Source organism: Streptomyces sp. NPDC017979 (assembly GCF_044328175.1).
Lineage (GTDB): Bacteria > Actinomycetota > Actinomycetes > Streptomycetales > Streptomycetaceae > Streptomyces.
In genome coordinates, this window is sequence record NZ_JBIRGU010000001.1 from 539,962 (window position 1) to 566,465 (window position 26,504).

At 71.4% G+C, this 26,504-nt stretch carries 24 protein-coding genes and 1 riboswitch; of the genes, 8 read left to right on the plus strand and 16 right to left on the minus strand.

The genetic code is table 11. The features are described 5' to 3' along the window. The first annotated feature begins 278 nt into the window (after positions 1-278). Both ACH4E8_RS02270 and ACH4E8_RS02275 read left to right on the plus strand, forming a co-directional pair. Positions 279-692: an anti-sigma regulatory factor gene (locus ACH4E8_RS02270; protein ID WP_361529373.1), complete on the plus strand. Its 414-nt coding sequence runs from the start codon at positions 279-281 to the stop codon at positions 690-692. Continuing rightward, positions 689-1,924, plus strand: coding sequence for a SigB/SigF/SigG family RNA polymerase sigma factor (locus ACH4E8_RS02275; RefSeq protein ID WP_398443504.1), 1,236 nt, complete (start codon positions 689-691; stop codon positions 1,922-1,924). The genes ACH4E8_RS02270 and ACH4E8_RS02275 overlap by 4 nt, the downstream gene beginning before the upstream one ends. 27 nt (positions 1,925-1,951) lie before the next feature. On the opposite strand, the gene ACH4E8_RS02280 is transcribed toward ACH4E8_RS02275, so the two are convergent. Then, positions 1,952-2,359 (minus strand): hypothetical protein, encoded by a 408-nt coding sequence (locus ACH4E8_RS02280; protein ID WP_398443506.1) that lies wholly within the window; start codon positions 2,357-2,359, stop codon positions 1,952-1,954. A gap of 152 nt (positions 2,360-2,511) precedes the next feature. On the opposite strand from ACH4E8_RS02280, the gene ACH4E8_RS02285 reads away from it, so the two are divergent. Then, complete coding sequence (locus tag ACH4E8_RS02285) at positions 2,512-3,480, plus strand: diacylglycerol/lipid kinase family protein (RefSeq protein ID WP_398443508.1); 969 nt, start codon at positions 2,512-2,514, stop codon at positions 3,478-3,480. A gap of 319 nt (positions 3,481-3,799) precedes the next feature. Then, positions 3,800-4,057 (plus strand): WhiB family transcriptional regulator, encoded by a 258-nt coding sequence (locus tag ACH4E8_RS02290; protein ID WP_003953983.1) that lies wholly within the window; start codon positions 3,800-3,802, stop codon positions 4,055-4,057. Between the two features lie 177 nt (positions 4,058-4,234). Here ACH4E8_RS02290 and ACH4E8_RS02295 read toward each other — a convergent pair whose 3' ends face one another. The 7 genes from ACH4E8_RS02295 to ACH4E8_RS02325 all read right to left on the minus strand — a co-directional run bounded on the left by ACH4E8_RS02295 (position 4,235) and on the right by ACH4E8_RS02325 (position 12,347). Further along, positions 4,235-5,710 (minus strand): histidine kinase N-terminal domain-containing protein, encoded by a 1,476-nt coding sequence (locus tag ACH4E8_RS02295; RefSeq protein ID WP_361964331.1) that lies wholly within the window; start codon positions 5,708-5,710, stop codon positions 4,235-4,237. Between the two features lie 333 nt (positions 5,711-6,043). Next, positions 6,044-6,298 (minus strand): hypothetical protein, encoded by a 255-nt coding sequence (locus ACH4E8_RS02300; RefSeq protein WP_398443510.1) that lies wholly within the window; start codon positions 6,296-6,298, stop codon positions 6,044-6,046. 121 nt (positions 6,299-6,419) lie between these two features. Beyond that, positions 6,420-7,490, minus strand: coding sequence for an SIS domain-containing protein (locus ACH4E8_RS02305; protein WP_398443512.1), 1,071 nt, complete (start codon positions 7,488-7,490; stop codon positions 6,420-6,422). A 112-nt stretch (positions 7,491-7,602) separates the two neighbouring features. Continuing rightward, positions 7,603-9,174 carry a glycoside hydrolase family 3 protein gene (locus ACH4E8_RS02310; RefSeq protein ID WP_398443514.1) on the minus strand — a complete coding sequence of 524 codons (1,572 nt, stop codon included), beginning with the start codon at positions 9,172-9,174 and terminating at the stop codon, positions 7,603-7,605. A 6-nt stretch (positions 9,175-9,180) separates the two neighbouring features. Next, positions 9,181-10,011, minus strand: a complete 831-nt coding sequence (locus ACH4E8_RS02315) for a carbohydrate ABC transporter permease (RefSeq protein ID WP_398443516.1) — start codon at positions 10,009-10,011, stop codon at positions 9,181-9,183. Beyond that, positions 10,008-10,985 carry a carbohydrate ABC transporter permease gene (locus ACH4E8_RS02320; RefSeq protein ID WP_398443517.1) on the minus strand — a complete coding sequence of 326 codons (978 nt, stop codon included), beginning with the start codon at positions 10,983-10,985 and terminating at the stop codon, positions 10,008-10,010. The genes ACH4E8_RS02315 and ACH4E8_RS02320 overlap by 4 nt, the downstream gene beginning before the upstream one ends. A gap of 87 nt (positions 10,986-11,072) precedes the next feature. Next, on the minus strand, positions 11,073-12,347 hold the full coding sequence (locus tag ACH4E8_RS02325) for an extracellular solute-binding protein (RefSeq protein ID WP_398443519.1): 1,275 nt from the start codon (positions 12,345-12,347) through the stop codon (positions 11,073-11,075). 445 nt (positions 12,348-12,792) lie between these two features. On the opposite strand from ACH4E8_RS02325, the gene ACH4E8_RS02330 reads away from it, so the two are divergent. From ACH4E8_RS02330 to ACH4E8_RS02340, 3 genes are all read left to right on the plus strand, one after another. Continuing rightward, positions 12,793-13,557: a GntR family transcriptional regulator gene (locus tag ACH4E8_RS02330; RefSeq protein ID WP_361963973.1), complete on the plus strand. Its 765-nt coding sequence runs from the start codon at positions 12,793-12,795 to the stop codon at positions 13,555-13,557. Between the two features lie 399 nt (positions 13,558-13,956). Beyond that, a riboswitch (cobalamin riboswitch) is annotated at positions 13,957-14,031 on the plus strand. A 171-nt stretch (positions 14,032-14,202) separates the two neighbouring features. Next, positions 14,203-16,641: a ribonucleoside-diphosphate reductase subunit alpha gene (locus ACH4E8_RS02335; RefSeq protein WP_398443521.1), complete on the plus strand. Its 2,439-nt coding sequence runs from the start codon at positions 14,203-14,205 to the stop codon at positions 16,639-16,641. Then, positions 16,632-17,669: a ribonucleotide-diphosphate reductase subunit beta gene (locus tag ACH4E8_RS02340; protein ID WP_398443523.1), complete on the plus strand. Its 1,038-nt coding sequence runs from the start codon at positions 16,632-16,634 to the stop codon at positions 17,667-17,669. Before ACH4E8_RS02335 ends, ACH4E8_RS02340 begins: the two co-directional genes overlap by 10 nt. 85 nt (positions 17,670-17,754) lie before the next feature. On the opposite strand, the gene def is transcribed toward ACH4E8_RS02340, so the two are convergent. The 8 genes from def to ACH4E8_RS02380 all read right to left on the minus strand — a co-directional run bounded on the left by def (position 17,755) and on the right by ACH4E8_RS02380 (position 25,552). Further along, a complete protein-coding gene (gene def, locus ACH4E8_RS02345) occupies positions 17,755-18,387 on the minus strand; it encodes a peptide deformylase (RefSeq protein WP_398443525.1) in 633 nt (210 codons plus the stop codon). 120 nt (positions 18,388-18,507) lie between these two features. After that, entirely contained in the window at positions 18,508-19,527 is a 1,020-nt protein-coding gene (locus ACH4E8_RS02350) for a tetratricopeptide repeat protein (RefSeq protein ID WP_398443527.1), read from the minus strand. 179 nt (positions 19,528-19,706) lie between these two features. Beyond that, entirely contained in the window at positions 19,707-21,020 is a 1,314-nt protein-coding gene (locus ACH4E8_RS02355; protein WP_398443529.1) for an HD domain-containing protein, read from the minus strand. After that, positions 21,017-22,426 carry an HD-GYP domain-containing protein gene (locus ACH4E8_RS02360; protein ID WP_398443531.1) on the minus strand — a complete coding sequence of 470 codons (1,410 nt, stop codon included), beginning with the start codon at positions 22,424-22,426 and terminating at the stop codon, positions 21,017-21,019. Before ACH4E8_RS02360 ends, ACH4E8_RS02355 begins: the two co-directional genes overlap by 4 nt. A gap of 187 nt (positions 22,427-22,613) precedes the next feature. Beyond that, on the minus strand, positions 22,614-22,925 hold the full coding sequence (rsrA, locus tag ACH4E8_RS02365) for a mycothiol system anti-sigma-R factor (RefSeq protein ID WP_398443533.1): 312 nt from the start codon (positions 22,923-22,925) through the stop codon (positions 22,614-22,616). Continuing rightward, a complete protein-coding gene (locus ACH4E8_RS02370; RefSeq protein WP_398444690.1) occupies positions 22,922-23,644 on the minus strand; it encodes a sigma-70 family RNA polymerase sigma factor in 723 nt (240 codons plus the stop codon). The genes rsrA and ACH4E8_RS02370 overlap by 4 nt, the downstream gene beginning before the upstream one ends. Before the next feature lie 313 nt (positions 23,645-23,957). Continuing rightward, entirely contained in the window at positions 23,958-24,611 is a 654-nt protein-coding gene (locus ACH4E8_RS02375; RefSeq protein ID WP_398443535.1) for an alpha/beta family hydrolase, read from the minus strand. Positions 24,612-24,736: 125 nt separating this feature from the next. Beyond that, positions 24,737-25,552, minus strand: a complete 816-nt coding sequence (locus ACH4E8_RS02380) for an SOS response-associated peptidase (protein ID WP_398443537.1) — start codon at positions 25,550-25,552, stop codon at positions 24,737-24,739. A gap of 49 nt (positions 25,553-25,601) precedes the next feature. Here ACH4E8_RS02380 and ACH4E8_RS02385 point away from each other — a divergent pair, with 49 nt between their 5' ends. Next, positions 25,602-26,378 (plus strand): M50 family metallopeptidase, encoded by a 777-nt coding sequence (locus ACH4E8_RS02385; RefSeq protein ID WP_398443538.1) that lies wholly within the window; start codon positions 25,602-25,604, stop codon positions 26,376-26,378. Positions 26,379-26,504: the final 126 nt, after the last annotated feature.

Genomic DNA, 26,504 nt, shown 5'->3' on the forward strand with positions numbered 1-26,504 from the left:
GTTGGTGGGGGCGTCACATGGGTACGTCAACCCTTCACCGGTTGCCTGGAATTGCGTGCCGCAGACCTCTAGCCACTGTGTGTACTCATATGCCTACCATGAGTGACAGTGACCATGGGGGGCCCTGCGACAGGGCACCATGGATCGCGATAGCGTCGCCGGGCCGGTACCGGCTGCGCGCGGGAGCCGACCGGTCTTCGTACCGGACCGCGTAACCGACGGCCCCGGGACCTTCCTCCCGCGGCCCCGAAAGAGCTTGTGTCACCTTGGAGGTGAGGGTGTCCCAGATCGCAGGTGAGCCCGGGACCCAGGACTTCGTGGAAGTCCGGCTGCCCGCTGCGGGTGCCTATCTGTCCGTGCTGCGTACGGCCACCGCCGGTCTCGCAGCGCGCTTGGACTTCACCCTCGACGAGATCGAGGATCTGCGGATCGCAGTCGACGAGGCGTGCGCGATCCTGCTCCAGCAGGCCGTCCCCGGCTCGGTCCTGAGCTGCGTCTTCCGGCTCATCGACGACTCCTTGGAGGTCACGGTCTCCGCGCCGACGACCGACGGCCGGGCCCCCGAGCGCGACACCTTCGCCTGGACGGTGCTCTCCGCGCTCGCCGGCAAGGTGAACTCGTCGGTGGCCGATGACCGCACGGTCTCCATCAGCCTGTACAAACAGCGCGGCGCGGGACCCGGGCCGGCGTGAAGAACGGGGACGGTCCGGTGTGGGACGAGGACGGTCCCGTACGGGACACCAGACGGGACGACGGACGGCCGGACGGGGCACGGCAGGGGCGGCGGGACGGGCAGCCCGCGGTCCCCGGCATCCCCGAGCAGCAGGTCCGACCGCTCCCGGTCGAAGGGCCCGGCGTCGAGGGACCGGGTGCCGAGGGCCTCAACGGCGAGGCGCCCGACGGTGTGGAACCGAGCGGCCGAGGGGCCGCGGCGGAGCAGGAGGCGGGGACTGCCATTGCGGCGGAGCCCGGGGCGAGGGCGGACCACATGAGCGAGCAGCAAGAGCAGACGCACGACAGCCGACCGGACCACAACCACAACCACAACCACGAGCACAACCGCAGCGCGGACGGCCAAAGCCCGGACGGCAACGACGCCGACGGCCCCAACGCCGACGGCCACGGCGCTGACGAGCGGCACGAGAGCCCGACCGAGCACCGGAACGAGAGGCAGGACCGCGGCGGCGCCCGCGCCCTCTTCGTCGAGCTGCGCAAGCTGCCCGACGGCTCCCCTGAGCGCGCCGAGCTGCGCAATCGACTGGTGCGCATGCACCTCCCGCTGGTCGAGCACCTGGCCCGCCGGTTCCGCAACCGCGGCGAACCCCTGGACGACCTGACCCAGGTCGCGACGATCGGCCTGATCAAGTCGGTGGACCGGTTCGACCCGGAGCGCGGCGTCGAGTTCTCCACGTACGCCACCCCCACGGTCGTCGGCGAGATCAAGCGGCACTTCCGCGACAAGGGCTGGGCGGTGCGGGTGCCCCGCCGCCTCCAGGAGCTGCGGCTCGCCCTGACGACGGCGACCGCGGAGCTGTCCCAGCAGCACGGCCGCTCCCCCACGGTGCACGAGCTGGCCGAGCGGCTGAGCATTTCGGAGGAGGAGGTCCTGGAGGGCCTGGAGTCGGCGAACGCCTACTCCACGCTCTCCCTGGACGTCCCCGACACGGACGACGAGTCCCCGGCGGTCGCCGACACCCTCGGCGCCGAGGACGAGGCCCTGGAGGGCGTCGAGTACCGGGAGTCGCTGAAGCCGCTGCTGGAGGACCTGCCGCCGCGGGAGAAGCGGATCCTGCTGCTGCGCTTCTTCGGCAACATGACCCAGTCGCAGATCGCGCAGGAGGTCGGCATCTCCCAGATGCACGTCTCGCGCCTGCTGGCGCGGACCTTGGCCCAGCTGCGGGAGAAGCTGCTCGTGGAGGAGTGACGGTCGGCCCGCGCGGGCCGGAGCGCGTCAGCGCTGCGGGCCGCGGATGCCGAGCGCCTGCGTCGTCGCCGGGTTCACCAACAGCACCAGACCGGAGACCGCGACCACCGCGAGCACCATCCCGACCGGGATCAGCGCACCGGTCGACCTCAGCAGCGTCCAGGCGGGGATCAGCGCCATCAGATGCGTGATCAGCGCGGGCCCGCGGCTCCAACTGCGCTGGAGCAGCAGCCCGCGCGCCGCGACCAGCGGCAGTGCACCCAGGGCGATCATGGTGAGCCCGCCCATCTCGGCCTGGGACGGGCTCTCCGGCCGGCCCAGCAGCCCCATCACGAGCATGTAGACGCCGTACGCGACCAGTGCCAGACCTTCCAGGCCGGACGTCGCGGCGGCGGCCGTCAGGCGGGCGGGGCGGGGGCTCGGCGCATCACTCACCCCGCCAGGGTAGCCGCCGCCGCGGGCCGCCCGATCCGCCGGCCCCGCCCGACGACCGGGCCGCGCGGGGACCGGCGTGCGCATCCGCGTGCGGACCGGTGCGAGGGGTCCGGGGGTGGGACCGGCACTCGCCGCTAGGTACGCTGCACCCCATGCGTGCACTCCTCGTGGTCAACCCGGCAGCAACCACCACCAGTGCCCGTACGCGCGACGTATTGATCCACGCGCTCGCCAGCGAGATGAAGCTGGACGCGGTGACGACGGAGTACCGCGGCCACGGCCGGGACCTGGCGCGGCAGGCGGCGGAGTCGGGCGAGGTGGACCTCGTCGTCGCGCTCGGCGGCGACGGCACCGTCAACGAAGTCGTCAACGGACTGCTGCACGACGGCCCCGAGCCGGACCGGCTGCCACGGCTCGCGGTCGTGCCCGGCGGTTCCACGAACGTCTTCGCCCGCGCGCTCGGCCTGCCGAACGACGCCGTCGAGGCGACCGGCGCCATTTTGGACGCGCTGAACCGCAAGAGCGAACGAACGGTCGGACTGGGGCTCGCTTCCGGCACCAAGGGCACCGCGGACGAGGGCGTGCCGGAACGCTGGTTCACCTTCTGCGCGGGATTCGGTTTCGACGCGAGCGTGATCGGCCGGGTCGAACAACAGCGGGAGTTGGGAAAGCGCTCCACGCATCCGCTTTACGTCCGACAGGTGGTGCGCCAGTTCCTGCGCTACCCGCACCGCCGGCAGGGCACGATCGAGCTGCGGCGGCCCGGCGCGGACCCGGTGACCGACCTCGTGGTGTCCATAGTCGCGAACACCTCTCCCTGGACCTACCTGGGCAATCGCCCGATCTACGTCTCCCCGCGGGCCTCCTTCGACACCGGTCTGGACGTGCTCGGACTCTCCCGGCTGTCCACCGCGGCGGTCACCCGCTACGCCTCCCAACTGCTGATGTCGACGCCCGAACGGGGCCCGCACGGCAAGTACGCGACGACGGTCCACGACATGGATGACTTCACCTTGAATTCAAAGGTTCCGCTCCCCTTTCAGATGGACGGAGACCACCTCGGACTGCGGACGAGCGTGACGTTCACAGGCGTACGCCGTGCACTGCGTGTGATTGTGTGAGTAGAAGGGCCGTACGGCCTTTATCTCGAACGTACGGACTGCGATCCACCCCATGGAAGTACGGCTGTGACCTAGTCGACACCGAGGAATCAAAAAAAACTTTCCGGAAGGGGTTGTATCCGCCGCCGAGGTTTGCGAATCTCTTCATGGCGATCGGGACGGCCCGCAAGACCTCGGCCCGCAGATCACCAGAACCCCTCCCCTGAAGCCTGGACCTTCGTCGATGTGATGTTGACGATCGCCCTTCCCTCGCGGGGGGATTCGTGAAAGCGTTCACATTCACAAGCACCCGCATTCATACCTAGGAGAGGTAGCAGCCATGGACTGGCGTCACAACGCCGTTTGCCGCGAGGAAGACCCCGAGCTCTTCTTCCCCATCGGCAACACCGGTCCTGCGCTGCTGCAGATCGAGGAAGCCAAGGCCGTCTGCCGTCGCTGCCCCGTCATGGAGCAGTGCCTGCAGTGGGCGCTTGAGTCCGGCCAGGACTCCGGCGTCTGGGGTGGCCTCAGCGAGGACGAGCGCCGCGCGATGAAGCGCCGCGCCGCCCGCAACCGGGCGCGCAACGCCAGCGCCTGACCGCCACCGCGACGAGCCTGAGGCAACCGGGCGGCGCGTACAGCGCGTACGCACTCACCGCCCCCGAACCGCAGCGCGCAGTAGCAACGACCCACAGCATTCGAGCCCCGGAACGCATCTCGAAGCGTTCCGGGGCTCGCTGCTGTGTTCACCGTCACTTCCGCCGCGGCGGTGCCGTCACTTCTTCTGCGCCCGCACCGGGACGTCGAGGACGACGCGCGTGCCGCGGCCGGGCTCCGGCACCGGGAGCATGTCGAAGGTGCCGCCCAACTCCCCCTCCACCAGGGTGCGGACGATCTGTAGGCCGAGGTTGCCGGCGCGGTGGGCGTCGAAGCCCTCGGGCAGGCCGCGGCCGTCGTCCTGCACGGTGATCAGCAGCCGGCTGTCGGCGCGGGTCTCGCCGCGCACCGCGGAGACCTCCACGGCGCCCCGCTCCCCCGCCGGGAAGGCGTGCTCCAGGGCGTTCTGGAGGACTTCGGTGAGCACCATGGACAGCGGGGTCGCGACCTCGGCGTCGAGGATGCCGAACCGGCCGGTGCGCCGGCAGTCGACCTTGCCGGGTGAGATCTCCGCCACCATCGCGATGACCCGGTCCGCGATCTCGTCGAACTCGACGCGCTCGTCCAGGTTCTGGGACAGCGTCTCATGGACGATGGCGATGGAGCCGACCCGGCGCACGGCCTCGTTCAGCGCCTCCCGGCCGCGCACGGAGTCCATCCGGCGCGCCTGGAGCCGCAGCAGGGCCGCGACCGTCTGGAGGTTGTTCTTCACCCGGTGGTGGATCTCCCGGATGGTGGCGTCCTTGGTGATCAACTCGCGTTCGCGCCGGCGCAGTTCGGTGACGTCGCGCAGCAGTACGAGCGAGCCGATGCGGACGCCCTTGGGGCGCAGCGGGATGGTGCGCAGTTGGATCACCCCGCCGTTGCCCTCGACCTCGGTCTCCCGGGGCGCGTAGCCGCTGGCGAGCTTGACCATGGCCTCGTCCACCGGGCCGCGGGAGGGGGCGAGTTCGGCGGTGACCTGGCCGAGGTGGTGTCCGACGAGGTCGGAGGCGAGGCCGAGGCGGTGGTAGGCGGAGAGGGCGTTGGGGCTGGCGTACTGGACGACGCCCTCCGCGTCCAGCCTGATCAGTCCGTCGCCGACGCGGGGGGACGCGTCCATGTCGACTTGTTGCCCCTGGAAGGGGAAGGCACCGGCGGCGATCATCTGCGCCAGGTCGGAGGCGGACTGGAGGTAGGTGAGCTCCAGCCGGGAGGGCGTGCGCACGGTCAGCAGGTTGGTGTTGCGGGCGATCACGCCGAGCACCCGGCCCTCGCGCCGCACGGGGATGGACTCCACGCGCACGGGCACCTCCTCGCGCCACTCGGGGTCGCCCTCGCGCACGATGCGGCCCTCGTCCAGGGCGGCGTCCAGCAGCGGGCGGCGGCCCCGGGGCACCAGGTGTCCGACCATGTCGTCCTGGTAGGACGTCGGGCCGGTATTGGGCCGCATCTGGGCGACGGAGACGTACCGGGCGCCGTCCCGGGTGGGCACCCACAGGACGAGGTCGGCGAAGGAGAGGTCGGAGAGCAGCTGCCACTCCGAGACCAGCAGGTGGAGCCATTCGAGGTCCGAGTCGCTGAGAGCGGTGTGCTGGCGTACGAGGTCGTTCATGGAGGGCACGTCTGCGAGCGTACCTGTGGCCGCCGCCTGGGATGAGAGGCCGGTGAGCCAGGGATGAGAGGTCGGATGAGACTTCAAACTGGTGCGGGCCTACGCATGGACATCCGCGAATGGTCTAGTCCACAATGAATACATCAAGAGCTTCCGCCCTCCCCGCACAGGTGGGCGGAGTGAGGTCCGGCGTTCTCTGCCCTGACTGCGCCGCGTCCTCCCCAACGGCCGCGCGAGCCCGCACACTCGCCCGGTCGAAGCACTCCGGGCTGCGGTGCCGGGCGGGTTGAGGGTCCCGCCAGGCGCCGCGGCCCGCGGGTTTTTCCGGCCCCCTCAGGGCCCCTCAGGGCGCCTCCGACAGCTCCCGCCGGCCAGGCCGCGCAGTGCGGTCTCCACCACGGCCTCCGGCTCGACGCGGCCCGCACCGTCCCGCGCCTGGAGCGACATCCCCCGGAGCACGGCCCCGACGAAGCGCGCGAGCGCGGTCGCGTCGGTGTCCGCCGGCAGCACCCCGGCCGCGACGTCGGTGCGCACGCGCCGCTCGAAGAGCGCGGTGTTGGCATTGCGCCGGTCCCCCAGGGACGCCAAGATCCGGTGTCCGCGCAGGTGAGCGCGGCGCTGGTGACCAGACAGCCGGGCGGGCGCGCGGGGTCGGCCGGCGGCCGGCCGGACGTGACGGGCGGCTCGGTGCTGTAGGGCGCCCTCGGCCTCAGCGGGTCTCGGTGACCTTCGCCAGGGCGCGGGGGGCGTCCGGGTCCTGGCCGCGGGCGATGGTGACCTCGTACGCCAGCAGTTGGAGCGGGAGGATCTCCACGATCGGCTGGAGCTCCTCCGGGAGGCCGTCCGTGGGCAGGACGAAGCCGGCGGACGCCTTCGCGACCTGGGCCGCGGGGCCGATCACCACCAGGTCGGCGCCCCGGCCGCGGAGCCGGTCCAGGACGGGCTGGAGGGCGGTGCCGCCCTTGCCGTCGGTGACGACGGCGATGACGGGCGAGATGTTGTCGACCATCGCGAGGGGGCCGTGCAGCAGGTCCGCGCCGGAGTACGACAGCGCCGGGATGTAGCTCGTCTCCATGAGCTTGAGCGCGGCTTCCTTCGCCGTGGGGTAGCCGTAGCCGCGCGAGGTGATCACCATGCGCTCGGCGAACCGGTAGCGGGCGGCGAGTTGGCGCACCTCGTCCTGGCGGTCCAGGACCTGCGCCGCGAGGTCGGGCAGCGCCTTCGCCGCCGAGGTGTCGCCGCCGCGCAGCCCCTCGACGAAGAGGTACAGCGCCAGCAGGGACGCGGTGTACGTCTTGGTGGCCGGCAGCGCCTTCTCGGGGCCGGCCAGGACGTCGATGTGGAACTCGGAGACCGCGGCCAGCGGCGAGTCCGGGTTGTTGGTGACCGCGAGCGTCACCGCGCCCGCGTCCCGGGCCGCGCGGGTGGACGCGACCAGGTCGGGCGAGCCGCCGGACTGGCTCACCGTGATGACCAGGACGTCCCGCAGTTCGGGCTTGGCCCCGTACGCCGTCGTCGTGGACATGGACGTCAACCCGCACGGCAGGCCGAGCTGGATCTCCAGCAGGTACTTGGCGTACAGCGCCGCGTTGTCCGACGTGCCGCGCGCGGTCAGCAGGACGAACCGGGGTGCGCGGGCCGCGATCGCCGCCGCCGTCTCACGGATGCGCGGCGCGCCCTGTTCCAGGATGCGTCGCAGCACTGCGGGCTGCTCCGCCATCTCGCCGGACATGATCCGCCCGGGGCGCTCGCTGGCCGACTGCTGCGAAGGGGCAGGCATCTGGGGGCCTCCAACAGGCGTTCCGTGCACCGGGGCCCCGGGGCCCTCGGGTGGGGTCCACACCCCTCCCGAAGCCCCCGGGGCCCTCGGCACAACGCTCGGTCCGCGTCGGTCAGGCACCCGCTCCCAGGCCGGTGATGACCTCGGCGGCGGCGCGTCCGCAGACGCGGGCGGCGCCATGGGTCGCGACGTGCAGCGCGCCCCTCGGCCGGTCCCTGTTGACGCCCATCTCGACGACGACCGTCTCCGGCCGGGCCGCGACCAGCGCGTCCAGGGTCTGCGCCATCCAGGGGTGGCGGTGGACGTCGCGTACTACTGCGACGATCCTACGGTCTGCCGCAGCCGCCAGCACTTCCCCGACCAGCTTCTCGGTGCCGCCGTCGGCGTGCTCGGGGGTGTAGGCGTCGCCCCGGGTGTCCGGCACCAGCGCGGTCAGTTCGCCCACCACGCCCCACGGCGTCTCGTCGCCGACGGCGATGTTCGCCTCGGCGGCGAAGGACGCCACGTACGGAGCGTCGGTGACGGGCTCGTACGGCCGCTCCCCCGCCGTGACGGCGACGGCGCGGCGCGCGGCGACCAGCCCCACATCGGCTCCGCCGGAGCGGATGCCGGGCGCGGTCCCCTCCTGCGTTTCCGCGCCCGGCTCCGCGACGGCCTCCCGTGCCCGGCGCGTCCAGTCGGCGAGGGCGCGGACCCGCGCCGCCGCGTCGGCCAGCCGTTCCTCGGGCAGGTCGCCGTCCCGCACCGCGGTGACCAGCGCATTGCGCAGGGCCACCACGGTCGCCTCGTCCGCGAGGCCGCCGCCGACGCAGATCGCGTCGGCGCCCGCGGCGATCGCCAGGGCCGCCCCGCGCTCCAGGCCGTACGTCCCGGTGATCGCCTGCATCTCCAGGCCGTCGGTGACGATCAGCCCGTCGAAGCCCAGCTCCTCGCGGAGCAGCCCGGTGAGGATGCGCGGGCTCAGGGTGGCGGGCCGGTCGGCGTCGAGCGCCGGCACCAGGATGTGGGCGCTCATCACGGCCTTGGTGCCGGCCGCGATCGCCTCGCGGAACGGCAGCAGGTCGCGGGCGTGCAGGGTGTCGAGGCCCACGTCGATGCGGGGCATCGCGAGGTGGGAGTCGACGTTGGTGTCGCCGTGTCCGGGGAAGTGCTTGACGCACGCGGCGACGCCGGAGTCCTGGAGTCCCTGGACGTACGCCACGGTGTGCCGGGCGGCGAGCGCGGCCTCGGCGCCGAAGGAACGGACGCCGATGACCGGGTTGTCCGGGTTGGCGTTGACGTCCGCGGACGGCGCCCAGTTGAAGTCGACGCCGCAGGCGGCGAGCCGGCGGCCCAGCTCGCGGGCGACGTCGCGCGTCAGCCCGGTGTCGTCGACCGTCCCGAGGGCGTAGTTCCCGGGGAAGGACGAGCCGCCGCGCACCTCCAGCCGGGTGACGTCCCCGCTCTCCTCGTCGATGGCGACGAGGAGGTCGTCGCGCTCGGCCCGCAGTTGGGCGTTGAGCGCGGTGAGCTGCTCGGGGGTGGTGATGTTGCGGCCGAAGAGTCCGACGCCGCCCAGTCCGTCGGCGATCTGTCGCAGCAGCCAGTCGGGGGCCGTGGTGCCCTCGAAACCGGGCTGGAGGACGGCGAGCGCGTCCCGGCTGAGCTGGTCGGTGGCCTTGAGGTCGTTCGTCGTGGTGGTCACCGCGCGTTATCCCTTCACTGCGCCGTCGGTGAGCCCCGAGACCGCCTTCCGCTGGAGGAAGACGAAGAGGATCAGGATCGGGATGGCGAAGAGCGAGGACGCGGCCATGGTGGCGCCCCAGTTGCTGCCGAAGACGGACTGGAAGCTGGACAGCCACAGCGGCAGGGTCTGGAACTCCACGTCCTTGTTGAGCACCAGGACGATGGCGTACTCGTTCCAGGCGGTGATGAAGCCGAACATCGAGGTGGACATCAGGCCGGGGGCCAGCAGCGGCAGGATGACCTTGAAGAACGCCTGTCCGCGGGTGCAGCCGTCGACCATCGCGGACTCCTCCAGCTCCTTGGGCACGGCGGCGACGAAGCCGCGCAGCGTCAGGAGGGTGAAGGGGAGGATGGAGACGGTGTAGAAGATGGTCAGCGGCACCAGGCTGTTGAGCATGTCGGCGTCGCGGGTGATGAAGTAGAGCGAGATCACCATGACTTCCCAGGGCGCCATCTGGGCGATCATGAAGCCGATGATGAATCCGCGGCGGCCCTTGAACTTCATCCGGGCCAGGGCGAAGGACGCGGCCAGCGCGATCGCCAGGGAGAACAGCACCGCGAGGATGGTGACCGTGAAGGAGTTGCGGACCAGGGTCCAGAAGTGGTCGGCCTCGATCGCGGCCTTGAAGTGCTGGATCGTCGGGTCGAGCGGGATCCACACCGGGGTGTCCGCCACGATGTCCGTCGTCTTCTTGAACGCGGTGGCGAACATCCAGTACACGGGGAACACGAAGCCGACGCAGAGCAGGACGGCAGTCACGTTGGGCCACATGCGGCCCAGCAGGGAACGCTTCATCGCTCGTCCTTCTCTTGCTTGAGAACGATCCGCAGGTGGAACGTCGTGATGAACAGCAGGATCACGATCGTGAGGATCGCAATGGCGGCGCCCATGCCGTAGTGCTGGTTGCCGATGCCCTCGACGTACGCGTACACGGGCAGGATCTCGGTGAGTCGGTCCGGACCGCCCTGGTTGATGGCGAGGACCTGGGGCAGGGCCTTGAAGACCCAGATGATCTCCAGGAACGTCGTCGCCAGGAGGAAGGGCTTCAGGAACGGCAGGGTGACGGAGGTGAAGCTGCGCCACATGCCGGCGCCGTCCAGCGACGCGGCCTCGTACAGCTCCTTCGGGATCGTGGTGGTGGCGGAGTAGACGTAGATCGCCACGAAGGGGATCGACTGCCACACGATCAGCAGGGTGATCACGAAGAAGGTGGAGAGCTGGCTGCTGAACCAGTTGTAGTCCGCCATGCCCTCGAAGCCGATCTGGGCGAGGACCCAGTTGACGACGCCGAAGCGCTGGGCGAAGAGCCACTGGTAGACGGTGGTGGCGGCGATGACGGGCATGGCCCAGGCGAAGACGAGCGCGATCATCAGGGCGAAGCGCATCCGCTTGCCGAGCCGGGCGAGCAGCAGACCGACGAGGAGGCCCAGCACCATGATCAGCAGGACGTTGACGCCCGTGAAGACGAGCGATCTGCCGGTGACCCGCCAGAAGTCGGAACCGGTCAGGATCTCCTTGTAGTTGTCGATCCCGTTCCACTCGGTGAGACGCTGGATCAGCTGTCTCATGTTGAGGTTCTGGAACGACAGCAGGAGGTTGTTGAACAGCGGCCACCCGAGGACGACGATCGTCACGCCGATCGCGGGAAGCATCAACAGATAGGGCAGGAGTGCGCCGCCTCGGGACGCTGAGGGCTTGCCCTTGCCCTCGACGGAGACCTTCGATACCTCCGTCGGGCCTGATGGCGGCCTTTCGGTCTGCACGGTCATGCTCGTCATCTCTTCACTAGGCGCCGGGGGGAACGCAGTGGGCGGCCGGGGGGGGGGCACGTCGGCCCCCGCCCCGGCCGCGAAGACTTACTGCTTCTGAGCCAGGCGCTTGTTGAAGTCGCCCTCGACCTGCTTGGCGGCGTCCGCCGGCGACTTGCCGTTCAGAACGGCGGTCAGGTAGGTCTTGATCGGGTTCGGCGCGTTCTCGACCGCGGCCCACTCCGGGATCAGCGGGGTGGTGCCACCGACCTTGGCGGACGGCGCGGCGGCCTCGGCGACCGCGTTGCCCGTCAGGTTGGAGTTCAGCGACTCCTTGTTCGGGATGACGCCGCTGGCCTTGGACAGGCCGCCCATGTACTTGTCGGACAGCAGCAGCTTCAGGAACTCCTTGGCGAGCGCCTTGTTCTTGCTGCCCTCGGCGACGGCGAGGTTGGAACCGCCGAGGAAGACGCCCTCGGGCTTGTCGGCCGTCTCACCCGGGATGGTGAAGTAGCCGATGTCCTTCTCGATCTTCGGCTCGGCCTTGACGGCCGTACCGGCCTCCCAGCCCATGCCGATGAAGGCGCCGGTGTTGCCCTTGGCGAAGATCTCGGCCTGCTGCGGCGTGGCCTCGTCCTTGTCCTTCGGCGCCTGGGAGTACGACTGGAGCTTCTTGTACTCCTCGGCCGCGGCGACGACCTTCGGGTCGCTCAGGTTGGAGACGTACTTGTCGCCGTCCTTCTTCACCAGCTCGCCGCCCTGACCGATGACGAGGCCGACGAAGTGGTACCAGTTCTGGCCGGGCAGGTAGATCGGCTCCTTGCCCTTGGCCTTGATCTTGTCCAGCGCGGCGTAGAACTCGGCGCGGGTCTTCGGCGGCGCGGCGATGCCGGCCTCGGCGAAGATCTTCTTGTTGTAGAGGACGACGCGGTTGGCGAACCACCACGGCGCGGCGTACTGCTTGCCCTCGAACTGCGCGCCCTCGTTGAAGTTGGCGGCCCAGTCCTTGCCGATCTCGTTCTTCAGGTCGCCGAGGTCGGCGAGGCCGCCGCTCTTGGCGTACGCGGAAGTCTGGGTGTTGCCGATCTCGAAGACGTCCGGCGGGTTGTCCTCGGAGAGCGCGGTGGTGAGCTTCGGCTGGATGCCGGTCCACTGCTGCTCTTCGAACTTCAGCTTGGCGCCGGTCTTCTGCTCGAACTCAGTCGTGAGATCCTTGAGCCACTGGTCGGGCGTCGACCCGTCCATGGCCCAGAAAGTCAGGGTCTTGCCCTTGAAGTCCGCCGGGTCGCCGGAGCCTTCGTCCTTCTTGTCGTCCGAACCGCACGCAGCAATGCTGACCAACATGCCCGCGACGCCGATCGCCGCGATGAGCTTGCGCTTCACGCCACCCTCCTAAGGGATGCCTGCCACCCCCGCCCACCACGAAGCCACACGTACGTCATACGCGAAGTACTACTGCCTGGGGCTGGGACCTGGTCTTTAATGGTTTAGACCAGTACCGGGAGCTTGGCCTAGACCTTTAGGGCTGTCAAGGCTCGATAAACCTGCCTATCCAGTCCGTTACCGGAACGACATCTGGGCATGATCCGGGCAGTGTTCGGCCGCTCACCCGCCCCGGGTTCCACCCGGCGACATGGACTAGACCAACCCTAGTCCCCACGGTGTATAAGAAGCAGTGGTGTCGCCTGGAACGGTGCCAGGAACACGACCTGGCAGGAAGCCCGGGACGACGAGGGTCACTCCCCGGGACCGGCCCGTGCCACGATGTGAGCCGCGACAGACGGAGGAGCCGGTGACGGCAGCAGCGCAGGAGTCGGGAAGGCGGGCCATGACGACGGACGGGGTGGGCACGGAGACCGAGGGCGGGACGCAGACCCGCACGGCACGCGTGCCCAAGTACTACCGCCTGAAGCGACACCTCCTCGACATGACGGAGACCCTGCCGCCGGGCACCCCGGTGCCCCCGGAACGCACGCTCGCGGCCGAGTTCGACACCTCGCGCACCACGGTGCGCCAGGCCCTCCAGGAACTGGTCGTCGAGGGCCGGCTGGAGCGCATCCAGGGCAAGGGCACGTTCGTCGCCAAGCCCAAGGTCTCCCAGGCGCTGCAACTGACGTCGTACACCGAGGACATGAAGGCCCAGGGACTGGAACCGACGTCCCAACTGCTGGACATCGGCTACGTCACGGCGGACGACACCCTCGCCGGGCTGCTCGACATCACCACCGGCGGTCGGGTGCTGCGGATCGAGCGGCTCCGGCTGGCGAGCGGCGAGCCGATGGCGATCGAGACGACGCACCTGTCGGCGAAGCGCTTCCCGGCGCTGCGGCGGAGCCTGGTGAAGTACACCTCGCTGTACACCGCGTTGGCGGAGGTGTACGACGTGCACCTCGCGGAGGCGGAGGAGACGATCGAGACGTCCCTCGCGACGCCGCGGGAGGCGGGGCTGCTCGGCACCGACGTGGGGCTGCCGATGCTGATGCTCTCCCGGCACTCGCTGGACGAGCGGGGCGAGCCGGTGGAGTGGGTGCGGTCCGTGTACCGCGGCGACCGCTACAAGTTCGTGGCGAGACTCCGCCGCCCCCAGGACTAGCCGCGCCCTTCTCACGAGCCCCCCGGGCACCCCCCGGGGGGCTTCGCGCTGCGCGCGCCCTGACGTATCCGCGGTTTCCCCTGCGGGCCGATTGGTCTCCGCGGCCCGGTGGTCGGTTGCTCGCGCAGTTCCGCCCCCTACGCCCAGGGGGCGTGGGGGGACCCCAGCGCCCCTGATTCGCCGGCCCCGGTCGCCAACCCGCGGCCCGTCTACAGCTTGTGGCACGACTCTGCCTGCGACCCGCAGGGAAGCGGCGGGTGCGTCAGGGGCCCAAGAGGTCGCGCCGCAAGCCACAGACGGGCTGCAGGCGGGTCGCGGACGCGGGCGCGCGACACAAGATGTGGGGGCTACCTCCAAGCGTCGCCCCCACATGTATGCTCATCTCGCTGTCACCGCAGAGGAATCCGGTGCGAATCCGGAACTGTCCCGCAACGGTGTGCTTCGGCATGCTTCGTCATGCCCGGCGAGTCCGACCGTCTGTCGACAGCGCGCCCGGCTCGTCCGACCGGGTGCCCAGACGTCCGGGCCTCGCGGTTGGGCCGGTGGACGCCGTACGTGCTGGCGGCCTGCGCAACGCAGCGGCAGTGCGCCCCGGCACGCCCACTCCCCCGCACCGCCCGTGAGCCGAGCGAGGGAGAGCACCACGTGACCATCGCGCCAGCCGATCCGGCTTCAGGCACCGCCGAGCAGCTTCCCGGGCAGCCGACCCCGGCCGACCGGCCGACCGGGCCCACGCCCCCCGGAGCAGCCGCCGCGGTGCCCGAGGACGGCCCGGGGACCGCGCTCCTGCGGACCCTGACCGACCTCACGGCCGATCTGCCGGACACCGACCCCGGCAGGGTGGCCGCCGCCGCCCTGCGCGGTCGGCACGCCGGATCGGACGCGGCCGAACTCCACGGGCTCGCCACCGACGCCGCCGCGGGCCTCATCTCCGAGGACCCCGCCTACTCGCGCCTCGCCGCCCGCCTGCTCGCCCGCACCATCGTCGCCGAGGCCGCCGGCCAGGGCTCCGTCTCGTTCTCCGACTCGGTCAAGGTCGGCCACGACGAGGGCCTGATCGCCGACCGCACCGCCGCGTTCGTCGCGCTGCACGCGGAGCGCCTGGACGCCGCGGTCGACCCGGTCGCCGACGACCGCTTCGGCTACTTCGGCCTGCGCACCCTCTACAGCCGCTACCTGCTGCGCCACCCCATCACCCGTCAGGTGATCGAGACCCCGCAGCACTTCATGCTCCGGGTGGCCTGCGGTCTGGCGGAGGACGACGGCGTACGCGCCCTGGACGAGGTCGTCTCCCTGTACGGGCTGATGAGCCGGCTGGACTACCTCCCCTCCTCCCCCACGCTCTTCAACTCCGGCACCCGTCACCCGCAGATGTCGTCCTGCTACCTGCTGGACTCCCCGCTGGACGAGCTGGACTCCATCTACGGCCGGTACCACCAGGTCGCCCGGCTCTCCAAGCACGCCGGCGGCATCGGGCTCTCGTACTCCCGCATCCGCGCCCGCGGCTCCCTCATCCGCGGCACCAACGGCCACTCCAACGGCATCGTGCCGTTCCTGAAGACCCTGGACGCCTCGGTCGCCGCGGTGAACCAGGGCGGTCGCCGCAAGGGCGCCGCCGCGGTGTACCTGGAGACCTGGCACGCGGACATCGAAGAGTTCCTGGAGCTGCGCGACAACACCGGCGAGGACGCCCGGCGCACCCACAACCTCAACCTCGCGCACTGGATCCCGGACGAGTTCATGCGCCGGGTCGACCAGGACGCCCAGTGGTCGCTGTTCTCCCCCGCCGACGCCCCCGAGCTGGTGGACCTGTGGGGCGAGGAGTTCGACGCCGCCTACCGCGCCGCCGAGGCGAAGGGCCTGGCCCGCAAGACCATGCCGGCCCGCGAGCTGTACGGCCGGATGATGCGCACCCTCGCGCAGACCGGCAACGGCTGGATGACCTTCAAGGACGCCGCCAACCGCACCGCCAACCAGACCGCCGAGAAGGGCCACACGGTCCACTCGTCGAACCTGTGCACCGAGATCCTCGAAGTCACCGACGACGGCGAGACCGCGGTCTGCAACCTGGGCTCGGTCAACCTCGGCGCGTTCGTCGCGGACGGCGACGTCGACTGGGAGCGGCTGGACGCCACCGTGCGCACCGCGGTCACCTTCCTCGACCGGGTCGTCGACATCAACTTCTACCCGACCGAGCAGGCCGGCCGCTCCAACGCCAAGTGGCGCCCGGTGGGCCTGGGCGCCATGGGCCTCCAGGACGTCTTCTTCCAGCTCCGGCTGCCCTTCGACTCCGCCGAGGCGCGCGCCCTGTCGACCCGCATCGCCGAGCGGATCATGCTCGCCGCGTACGAGGCGTCCGCCGAACTGGCCGAGCGCCACGGCACCTTCCCCGCCTGGGAGAAGACCCGGGCCGCCCGCGGCGTGCTGCACCCCGACCACTACGACGCCGAGCTCAACTGGCCCGACCGCTGGGCCGCGCTGCGCGAGCGCGTCGCCCGCTCCGGGATGCGCAACTCGCTGCTGCTCGCGATCGCCCCGACCGCGACGATCGCCTCCATCGCCGGCGTGTACGAGTGCATCGAGCCGCAGGTGTCGAACCTCTTCAAGCGCGAGACCCTGTCGGGCGAGTTCCTCCAGGTGAACTCGTACCTGGTGGCGGACCTGAAGAAGCTGGGCGTGTGGGACGCGCAGACCCGGGAGGCGCTGCGCGAGTCCAACGGCTCGGTCCAGGGCTTCTCCTGGGTCCCGGCCGAGGTCCGCGAGCTGTACCGCACGGCGTGGGAGATCCCGCAGCGCGGCCTGATCGACATGGCGGCGGCCCGCACCCCGTTCCTGGACCAGTCGCAGTCGCTGAACCTGTTCCTGGAGACGCCGACCATCGGCAAGCTCAGCTCGATGTACGCGTACGCCTGGAAGCAGGGCCTGAAGACGACGTACTACCTGCGCTCCCGCCCGGCGACCCGGATCGCCCGCGCCGCGAGCGGCACCGCGGCGGCCGCCGCCCCCGTACCCGCGCAGACCACCGCCGAAGAGGCGGTCGCCTGCTCCCTCGAAAACCCCGAGTCCTGCGAGGCATGCCAGTAATGTCCGACACGTCCGCCCCCAAGCGCGCCCAGAACCTGCTCGACCCGGGCTTCGAACTGACCCTGCGGCCGATGCGCTACCCCGACTTCTACGAGCGCTACCGGGACGCGATCAAGAACACCTGGACCGTGGAGGAGGTCGACCTCCACTCCGACGTCGCCGACCTCGCCAAGCTCACGCCGAAGGAGCAGCACCTCATCGGGCGGCTGGTGGCGTTCTTCGCCACCGGTGACTCGATCGTCGCCAACAACCTGGTGCTCACGCTGTACAAGCACATCAACTCCCCCGAGGCGCGGTTGTACCTGAGCCGTCAGCTCTTCGAGGAGGCCGTGCACGTCCAGTTCTATCTGACGCTGCTGGACACCTACCTGCCCGACCCGGAGGACCGCACCGCGGCCTTCGCGGCCGTCGAGAACATCCCCTCGATCCGCGAGAAGGCGCAGTTCTGCTTCAAGTGGATCGACCAGGTCGAGAAGATCGACCGGCTGGAGACGAAGGCCGACCGCCGTCGCTTCCTGCTGAACCTGATCTGCTTCGCGGCCTGCATCGAGGGCCTGTTCTTCTACGGCGCCTTCGCGTACGTCTACTGGTTCCGCTCCCGCGGCCTGCTGCACGGCCTGGCGACCGGCACCAACTGGGTGTTCCGCGACGAGACCATGCACATGAACTTCGCGTTCGAGGTCGTCGACACCGTCCGCAAGGAGGAGCCGGAGCTCTTCGACGACGAACTCCAGCAGCAGGTCACCGACATGCTGAAGGAGGCGGTGGACGCGGAGCTCCAGTTCGGCCGCGACCTGTGCGGCGACGGGCTGCCGGGCATGAACACCGAGTCCATGCGCGAGTACCTCCAGTGCGTCGCCGACCAGCGGCTGACCCGACTGGGCTTCGCCCCGGTGTACGGCTCGGAGAACCCGTTCTCCTTCATGGAGCTCCAGGGCGTCCAGGAGCTGACGAACTTCTTCGAGCGCCGCCCGTCGGCGTACCAGGTCGCGGTGGAGGGCTCGGTCTCCTTCGACGACGAGTTCTGATCCCGTACGCAGACGCACGTGCGAACGCCCGACCGGGCAGTCCCGGTCGGGCGTTCGCGTGCGTGCTCGGGTACGCGGCGGCGTCCTAGTCGTTCGGGACGGTCTCGTACCGCGGCGTGCCCTCCGCCATCTGCTTCAGCGCGTCCTTGCGGTCCCGCTTCGACAGCCGGTCGATGTACAGCCGCCCGTACAGGTGGTCCGTCTCGTGCTGGAGGCAGCGGGCGAAGTACCCCGTGCCCTCGACCCGGATCGGGTTGCCGTCGAGGTCCTGGCCGCGGACGACCGCGTAGTCCGGGCGGGCCAGCGCCGCGTACGCCGTCGGCACGGACAGGCAGCCCTCGTTGGACTCGTCCAGCACCCGGCGCTCCGCCGGCAGTTCCTCGACGACCGGGTTGCAGACCGCGCCGACGTGCCGCACGCCCTCGTCGTCGGGGCAGTCGTACACGAAGACCTTCAGGTCCACGCCGATCTGGTTCGCCGCGAGGCCGACGCCCTCCGCGGTGCGCTGGCTGGCGAACATGTCGTCGACGAGCGCGGCCAGCTCGTCGCCGAACTCGGTGACGTCCCGGCACTCCCGGTGGAGGACCGGGTTGCCCACGACCGTGATGGGACGGGAGGTGCCGCGCTCGCGATGCGCGCGCTCGCGCTCCTCGCAGTCCTCCGTGTCGATGATGAAGTCGTCGACGACCGACTGCTCCGTGTCCTGCTGCGACGCCATGGTTCCTCGATACCCCGGTGATCTTCCTCGGTGGCCGGCCCGCTAGGTCGACCTCGTCCGTACAGGGTACGGAAGCGGCGCCGGCCGCGCGTGCACGGTGCGGCGATCGGCCGGGGTCCGTCAGCAGACCTCTTCGAGGTCCCGCCAGGCCCGGGAGTCCGGGCTGTCGGCGACCCAGCCGTCCAGCAGTCCGCGCACCAGCCCGGCGGGGGCCGCGATGCCGCACTCCCGTTCGGGGTGCCACAGGTCGCCCGCGGTGCGGTGGCCGAGCGGACCCGGGTGGCCCGGCTCGCTGTGGTCGTGCGGATCGAGGTGCTCGCCCTCGCCCTCCGCGCTCGGCATCCGGCTCTCGGAGCAGGAACGGCACAGCAGCCGTACGGACGAGGACCAGTCCTCGGCGGCGAAGCCCGCGTCGGAGGCCAGCCGCTCCAGGGCGTCGCGGTCGTCCTCGCTGCCGGCCTCCAGCAGGACGACCCAGGTGGGGACGGGCGAGGGCGCCCACAGCTCGATCTCGTCGAAGACCGGGTACGAGGGGCCGGCGGTGGTGGTGCGCTCGCCGTTCGGCACCCCGTCGTGGAGCACGACCTCGCCCCAGCGGCGGCCGGACGACGGCAGCGGAATGGACAGCACCTCTATCCGCGCCGGGTCGAGCCGACGGCCCCACACCACCTCGGCCTCGCCCTCCGGCGAGAGCCGCACCGCCGCGCTGCCCAGATCCATGACGACGGGCTCGCCGACCGGCCCGAAGCCCGTGGCGGAGCCGGCGGCGGAGCGGGAGCGGGAGGTGGGGCCGGGCACCTTCAGGCCGTACGCCTGCCAGGCGCGGCGCGCCAGCGGCCAGTCCTGGAGGGCGGTGGCGGCGATGCCGACGTTCCACCAGTCGGGGGCGCCGGTCTCCTTGTCGAGCAGGGCCACGGCGCGCAGCCCCGCGGCGCGCGCCTGCTCCCAGTCGTGCCGGAACTTGTGCAGCAGGGCGAGGTTGAACCAGGACTCGGAGAGCCAGGGCTCCAGGTCGGCGGCGCGCGTCAGCAGTGCGCCCGCGTCCTCGTACCGCCCGTCGCCGATCAGCGTGAACGCGCGGTCGGTGGCCTGCCGCCACGAGGCGGAGGGCCGATGCCGTACCTTCCCGAAGATCCTCACGATTCCCGCCTGCCGGTCGCTCGGGTCAGTTCCCCCGGACGTGTTCGCCGCGTCTGAGCGCCATCTGCTCGTCTCTCCTCATTCCTCATTCGCATCCAACCATGCCGTGCTCGGAGCTGGCTCCTTACCCATGGGTTACCCAGGGCGGCGCGGGTCCGACCGCCCGGGGCCGGGGCGCGTCAGAGCGGCCCGCGCCCCTTGGCCCCGTTCCGCGCGAGCACCCTGGCCAGGGACTCCACGACCTCCGGTTGGTGGTCGTGGCCGGTGGCCAGGCGCAGTCGTTCCAGGGCTTCCAGGGCCCTGGCCGCCTGCCCGGTCCCGCTGTGGGTTCCCGTTCCCCCGGTCAGATCGTCGTATGCGTTGACGGTGCGGACGATTCGCGCCGTGAGCGGCTGCTCGCGGTACGGGTCGGCCTGTCGCTCCACCACGACGGCGACGGCGGCGGGCACCCCGGTCTGGCGGACGACCGCACCGCCGAGCAGGGCGATCCGGCGCTGCTCGGCGGCGGGCAGCAGGGCGGTGGCGCCCTCGGGGACCGGGTCGACGAGGGAGAGCTGGCCGATGTCGTGCATCAGGGCCGCGTACTCCAGCACCGTCAGGTCGGGTCCGCTCAGCCCCAGGTCACGACCGACTTCGGTGCTCAGGTCGGCGACCCGGCGGGCGTGGCCGTGCGGGGTGTAGCCGGCGACCTCGGTGGCGCGGGCGAGGGAGGCGATGGTCTGCCGGTAGGTCGCCTTCACGGCCGCGTACCGCCGCAGGGAGAGCTGGGTGAGCAGCAGGGGGAGGCAGAAGACGGGCAGGGCCCACAGGCCGGCGACGGTGACGGCGAGCGCCATGACCGCGCCGGTGGCGCAGACCGCGGAGCCGATGCCGGGCAGGGCGCGCAGCTCCTCCCGGAGCAGGGCGCCGTAGGGATAGCCGGTGCGCGAGCCCTGGATCGCGGCGGCGAGCACCGAGTCCGCGAGGGCGGTGAGGGCCAGCAGGGCGAGCAGGAAGAGGGCGTACAGGGCGCCTTCGGACCAGTTGACGGGGGCGACGCCGTGGTACACGGGCTGGAAGCAGATGGCCACGAAGGCGGCGACCAGGACGCGGCCGGCCAGGTGGTCGATGACGGGCCCGGGCCCGCAGGAGGCGTGCGGCAGCGAGCCGATCAGGGTCGCGACGAGCACGACGGCGACGACCTGGAAGACGCTGTGGGTGGTCATGCGCCCGCCGCAGTCGCCGAGCAGGGCGTACGCGAGGGATCCGGCGGCGCCGAGCGGCGCGGGCTCCCGCTCGCCGGGGGTGAACGCGCGGCGGGCGACCTCGCCGATGGTGATGAGGACGCCGAAGGCGAGGGCGATGGCGGGCTCGTGGAGGCCGCCCCAGAAGGTGGCGCCCACGCCGGCGCAGCCGAGGAGCGCAGCGGCGGCGTGGATGCCGTTGACCTCGGTGACGCGGGCGAGGCGGACGGCACCGATGCGCCCGCCCGTACCGACGCTCTCGTCACTCATCGACGGCCGCCCCCGCTCGGCCGGTCACCGCCGCGCCCGGCGCGCCCGCGCGCGAGCGGGGCCGGGGCGGCGCGGGGCGCGGGCGGCAGCGGTATGGCGGGCGGCGGCGCGGGCGGCGCCGGGGGCGTCTCGTCGTCCGAGGTCACCGCGGTCGACCAGCCGTGCCGGGACAGCGCCCGCACCAGCGCCTGCACCATGCGCGGGTCGAATTGGCTGCCTGCGCACCGCTCCAACTCCTTGAGGGCGACCGAAACGGGCCGTGCGCGGCTGTAGGAGCGGGTGGAGGTCATCGCGTCGAAGGCGTCGGCGACGGCGACGACCCGGGCGAACTCGGGGATCTGCGCCCCGGCGAGCCCGGCGGGGTAGCCGGTGCCGTCGAGGCGCTCGTGGTGGTGGAGGATGGCGGCCCGCGCCTCGTCGAGGAAGCAGATGCCGCGGGTGATCTCGTGCCCGTACTCGGGGTGGAGTTCGATCACCCGGCGCTCCTCGGGCGTCAGCGGCCCCTCCTTGCGCAGGATGCGGGTGGGGACGCCGAGCTTGCCGACGTCGTGCAGGATCCCGGCGAACCGGATCGCCTCCAGCCGTTCCTCGTCCATCCGCAGCTCGCGGGCGATCAGCACCGAGGCGCGGCCGACCCGCTCGCTGTGGCCGCGGGTGTAGCGGTCCTTGAGGTCGACGGCCTGCACCAGGGCCCGGATGGTGGCCTGGTGGGCGGTGGACTCTCGGTGGTACTGGGCGAAGAGCCAGCAGGAGATGTACATCGGCAGCAGTACGAAGAAGGCGGACACCGGCCCGTACGGGCTGCGCCACAGCACCGCCATCATCAGCCCGGCCAGCCCGTGCACCAGGTGCGGCACGGCGGAGCCGGGAACCAGGCCGTGCCAGGCGCGGCGCAGCGGCAGCCGTTCGGCGGTGGCGAGGACGCCGCCCTCCAGGACGCCGAGGACCAGGCAGAACGCGAGTGCGCCGGCGGCCGCGGGCAGCAGCACGTACGGGAAGTCGGGCGGGCCGGGGGCGTCGTCCACGCCGAGGAGGTCGTACGTGCGCGCCGCGGCCCAGGTGGCGAGCGCCAGTTGGGCGGCGCGCCACACCCGGCGCACGCCGGCGGGGCGCCGCTCGACCCGACCGAGCAGTGCGCCGGGCACGGCGACCAGGGCGGCGGCTTCGGCGGGCAGCAGGAAGGCGGCGGCGAGCAGCACCGGGAAGAAGGAGCCGGGGCTGACGGGGACCGAGTAGCCCGTGAGCGGGCAGCGGCTGGGCAGCTCGCACACCGCGTACAAGCCGGCGAGCAGTCCCACGGTGAGCCAGGACGTGGTGTCGCTCAGGACGGCGGGCACGGCGCACGCGACGGTGCCGATGACGGCGCAGAGGACGTAGGCGTACGCCCCTGTAGGTACGGAGCTCATCGCCGCGCCACCCCCTCATCTCATCCGAGCGTCACGCTAACGAGCGCTGAAAAGGGGAGTGACGGCTTATCCGATAGTTCCCGCATTCGGGTGAATGCGGGAACGGCACGGGACGTGGAAAGGGCGCGCCGCTTTGATCGCGGCGCGCCGGTGGCGCAAGGGGGGCGAGCGGGGTGGGCCGGCCGGGTCAGTCCTTGGCGGGCTCGGCGCCGGAAACGGTGACGTCCTCGTCGGGCACCGGGTGTCCGGCGCGGATCAGATCGATCCGGCCGAGCACCTTGGAGCGCAGGTCGGCCGGGACGTCGTCCGAGCCGCAGCAGCGCTTGACCAGCTTCTTGACGGCCTTCTCCAGCCCGTACATCTCCAGGCAGGGAGAGCACTCCTCGAAGTGCACTTCGAACTTGGTGCAGTCACCGTCGGGCATCTCGCCGTCGAGGAGCTCGTAGAGGTGGTCCAGGACCTCCGAGCAGTCCGTCTCGTGCGGCTCTCCGCAGCTCATGAGCCCGAACCTTTCACTTCGTTCGACTCCCCCGCACCGGCCGGGACGAGCCCGCGCTCGCGCGCGTAGTCCTCCAGCATGCCGCGCAGTTGGCGCCGGCCCCGGTGCAGGCGGGACATCACCGTCCCGATGGGTGTACCCATGATGTCCGCGATCTCCTTGTACGCAAAGCCCTCGACGTCCGCGAGATAGACCGCGATGCGGAACTCCTCGGGGATGGCCTGGAGCGCGGCCTTCACGTCCGAGTCGGGCAGGTGGTCGAGCGCCTGCGACTCGGCGGAGCGCAGCCCGGTCGACATGTGCGACTCGGCGCGCGCCAGCTGCCAGTCCTCGATCTCCTCGGCGGCGCTGCGCTGGGGTTCGCGCTGCTTCTTCCGGTAGGAGTTGATGAACGTGTTGGTGAGGATCCGGTAGAGCCACGCCTTGAGGTTGGTGCCCTCGCGGAACTGGTGGAACGACCCGTACGCCTTGGCGTACGTCTCCTGCACCAGGTCCTCCGCGTCGGCCGGGTTGCGCGTCATGCGCAGCGCCGCGGAGTACATCTGGTCGAGGAAGGCGAGGGCGTCCCGCTCGAAGCGGGCGTTGCGCTCGGCGGTGGTCTCCGCGCTGCGCTCCTCCGCCCGTGCGGCGTCGGCGCCCGCGGACGCTCCCGTCTCCGTACGCGCCTGCTCCGCCTGGCCGCCGTCGGTCCCTGCGTCGGTCCCAGTGACCGGACCCACCTCCTCCAACCCGGTGGCGAGTCCGAGTGCGGACCCGCTCGAATCGGAGAATAGTCGACCTGCGGCGGCGGGCTCTCGGTGATCGACCGCGCCCTTCGCCCGCTCGGGGGCGGCGGCGGCCGCCGAGAGCACGGTCCACTCCAGGTCAGCGGCGTGCGGACGGCGGGGGCAGATGGTCGAACCCATGCGAAGGACTCCTACTCCATGCTCTGCTTGGTGGCCGGCTGGCTGCTTGCGCGGTGGTGCTGTCGTGATGCTCGGGTATTCGGCTCAACAGAGCCGGGCACCCGGGCATTCCCGGGCCGCGCCGGGGTCACGGCAGTTCCCGCAGCCAACGGCGCACCGCGTCGGTGATGGTGGTCACGGTCTCGGCTTCGGTGCGGCCGGAGCGCTTGGGCACCTTGAAGGAGTGGTCCGCGTCCGGGACGGCGACGAGGGCGTGGTCGCCGGCGGGGAATTCGTCCGGGTTGCCGAAGGGGTCGTTCGCGCCCTGGACGACGAGGGTGGGCAGGCCGGTCCCCGACAGTTCGTCGGCCCGGGACTTCTCTGGACGGCCCGGCGGGTGCAGCGGGAAGCTGAGGGCGAGTACGGCGCGGGCGCCGAGCGCGCTGCCCGTACGGCAGGCGACGCGGGCGCCGGCGCTGCGTCCGCCGGCGACGACGGGCGGTCCCGCGGCAGCCAGGGCGGGCCACAGGCCGCGCCAGCCCTCGTCGAGCGTCTTGGGGGCGGGGGCGACCTTCTTGCCGGCCACCCGCCAGGGCTGTTCGACCAGGGCGACGGTGACGCCGTCGGCGGGCAGGGCCCGGGCGAGGGCCTGGAGGTCGTGGGCGGCGATGCCGCCGCCGGCGCCGTGGCCGAGGGCGAGCACCAGCCGCGGGGCGGTGGCGCGGTGCCAGGTGATGCGGGCGGTGCCGGCCGGGGTGGAGACCTCTTCTTCGACGGCGGCTGCGTTCTCGTTCGTACTCACGCGGCCATCCTGCCGAACGGCCGGGGGTGCGGGGGCGGTGGCGCGGGGGTGGCGGTGCGCGGGCGCGTCAGCAAGGCGAGCGCGCGAGGAGCGTCAGAAGTCCGGCGGGTTGGCAGCCCGGCGCGTCAGAAGAGCGTGCCCTCTTCCGGCGCCTCCAGTTCGGCCAGCAGCTCGGGGCCGTTGTTGCGGACGTTGCTGACGGCGGTGGTCACCGGGTACGCCCGCATCAGCCCCTCCGGCGGCGGCGCCAGCAGCGCGGTGAGGTCTTCGACGTCCGTACGGGACGGGTCAAGCCAGGCGTCCCAGCGGTCGGGGGTGAGCATCAGCGGCATCCGCGGGTGGATCTCGGCGAGCGAGCCGGGTCCTTCGGCCGGCGCGACGCCGAGCGGGCCCTTCTCGGCCTCCGTGGTGATGACGGTGCAGGTGGCCCACCACGCCTGGGGGTGGTCGTCGGGCAGGGTCCGGTCGCGCCAGAACTCGTACAGGCCGGCCATCGCGAAGACGGACCCGTCGGCGGGCGTGACGAAGTACGGCTGCTTGCGGGGCCGCTTCTTCCGGCCCTGCTCCTCCAGCTTGCGCTCCTCGGCGGCGGTGACCCACTCGAAGTAGCCGTCGGCGGGGAGAATGCAGCGGCGGGCGGCGAAAGGGCGCCGGAAGGACGGCTTCTCGTGGACCGTCTCCGCGCGCGCGTTGATCATCCGGGCCGCGCCCTCCGGCGACTTGGCCCAGGACGGGACCAGGCCCCACTTCAGGGCGCGCAGCTGACGAACCGGACGGGGGTCGTCCGCGTCTTTCAGTGGGCGTTCGAGTATCGCGTGGACCTGCTTGGTGGGGGCCACGTTGTAGTCCGGGGCGAGGGTCTCCTCCGGCTCCCACTTCTGGACGTCGAAGATGGTGACCAGGTCCTCGGGCTGTCGGCTCGCCGCATAACGTCCACACATGAGTGCCACACTGCCACTCCCGCCCGCCGAGCAAGGAGCCGCCCCGCAAATGGATAGGACCCATTCCGCTTCCGCCGTCGGACTCCCCGCCGAGCAGGGGACCGGCCTCACGCTCGGCAGCACCTCCTTCGGCGACCTCTGGGACCGGCTGGTCGGCACCCAGCCGGCGCCCGAGCAGTGGGGGGTGGTGGTCGCCGGGGCGCTCGCGCTGATCGCCGTCGTCCCCAACCCCATATGGCGGCTGTCGCGGAACGCCGTCACCATCGCCCACGAGGGTGGCCACGGCCTGGTGGCCCTGCTCACCGGCCGCACCCTGGAGGGCATCCGGCTGCACTCCGACACCAGCGGCCTGACCGTCAGCCGCGGCCGGCCGACCGGGCTCGGCATGGTCCTGACCGCCGCGGCCGGGTACACCGCGCCGCCCCTGCTGGGCCTGGGCGGCGCCTGGCTGCTGACCGCCGGCCACATCACCCTGCTGCTGTGGCTGGCCACCGCCCTGCTGCTGGGGATGCTGGTGATGATCCGGAACGCGTACGGGGCGCTCACCGTGATCCTCACCGGCGCGCTCTTCTTCCTGGTCTCCTGGCTGGCCGATGCGGAGGTGCAGGCCGGGTTCGCGTACGCGGCGGTGTGGTTCCTGCTGCTGGGCGGGGTGCGCCCGGCCTTCGAGCTCCAGGCCAAGCGGCGCCACGGCGAGGCGCCCGACTCGGACGCCGACCAGCTCTCCCGGCTGACGAACGTCCCCGCGGGGCTGTGGCTGCTGCTCTTCCACGCGGTGTCGATCTGCTCGCTGATCGGCGGCGGTCGCTGGATGCTCGACCTCTGATCGCTTCCCGACCGCCTCCCGATCGGCCCTTGGTCGCCTCTTGGTCGCCTCTTGGTCGATCTGCGGTCGACCCGCGGTCGACCCCTGTGGTCGAGCCCTGCTGCGTGCCGCCCGTCTCCCGCTTCG

Bases quoted from the DNA above. Each gene is read 5' to 3' on its own strand.
- ACH4E8_RS02385 (WP_398443538.1), top strand. From the start codon at position 25,602: ATGGATAGGACCCATTCCGCTTCCGCCGTCGGACTCCCCGCCGAGCAG.
- ACH4E8_RS02305 (WP_398443512.1), bottom strand. From the start codon at position 7,490: ATGCCTGCCCCTTCGCAGCAGTCGGCCAGCGAGCGCCCCGGGCGGATC.
- ACH4E8_RS02355 (WP_398443529.1), bottom strand. From the start codon at position 21,020: ATGAGTGACGAGAGCGTCGGTACGGGCGGGCGCATCGGTGCCGTCCGC.
- rsrA (WP_398443533.1), bottom strand. From the start codon at position 22,925: ATGAGCTGCGGAGAGCCGCACGAGACGGACTGCTCGGAGGTCCTGGAC.
- ACH4E8_RS02320 (WP_398443517.1), bottom strand. From the start codon at position 10,985: ATGACCGTGCAGACCGAAAGGCCGCCATCAGGCCCGACGGAGGTATCG.
- ACH4E8_RS02330 (WP_361963973.1), top strand. From the start codon at position 12,793: ATGACGACGGACGGGGTGGGCACGGAGACCGAGGGCGGGACGCAGACC.
- ACH4E8_RS02315 (WP_398443516.1), bottom strand. From the start codon at position 10,011: ATGAAGCGTTCCCTGCTGGGCCGCATGTGGCCCAACGTGACTGCCGTC.
- ACH4E8_RS02295 (WP_361964331.1), bottom strand. From the start codon at position 5,710: ATGAACGACCTCGTACGCCAGCACACCGCTCTCAGCGACTCGGACCTC.
- def (WP_398443525.1), bottom strand. From the start codon at position 18,387: ATGGCGTCGCAGCAGGACACGGAGCAGTCGGTCGTCGACGACTTCATC.
- ACH4E8_RS02285 (WP_398443508.1), top strand. From the start codon at position 2,512: ATGCGTGCACTCCTCGTGGTCAACCCGGCAGCAACCACCACCAGTGCC.
- ACH4E8_RS02340 (WP_398443523.1), top strand. From the start codon at position 16,632: ATGCCAGTAATGTCCGACACGTCCGCCCCCAAGCGCGCCCAGAACCTG.
- ACH4E8_RS02360 (WP_398443531.1), bottom strand. From the start codon at position 22,426: ATGAGCTCCGTACCTACAGGGGCGTACGCCTACGTCCTCTGCGCCGTC.
- ACH4E8_RS02290 (WP_003953983.1), top strand. From the start codon at position 3,800: ATGGACTGGCGTCACAACGCCGTTTGCCGCGAGGAAGACCCCGAGCTC.
- ACH4E8_RS02380 (WP_398443537.1), bottom strand. From the start codon at position 25,552: ATGTGTGGACGTTATGCGGCGAGCCGACAGCCCGAGGACCTGGTCACC.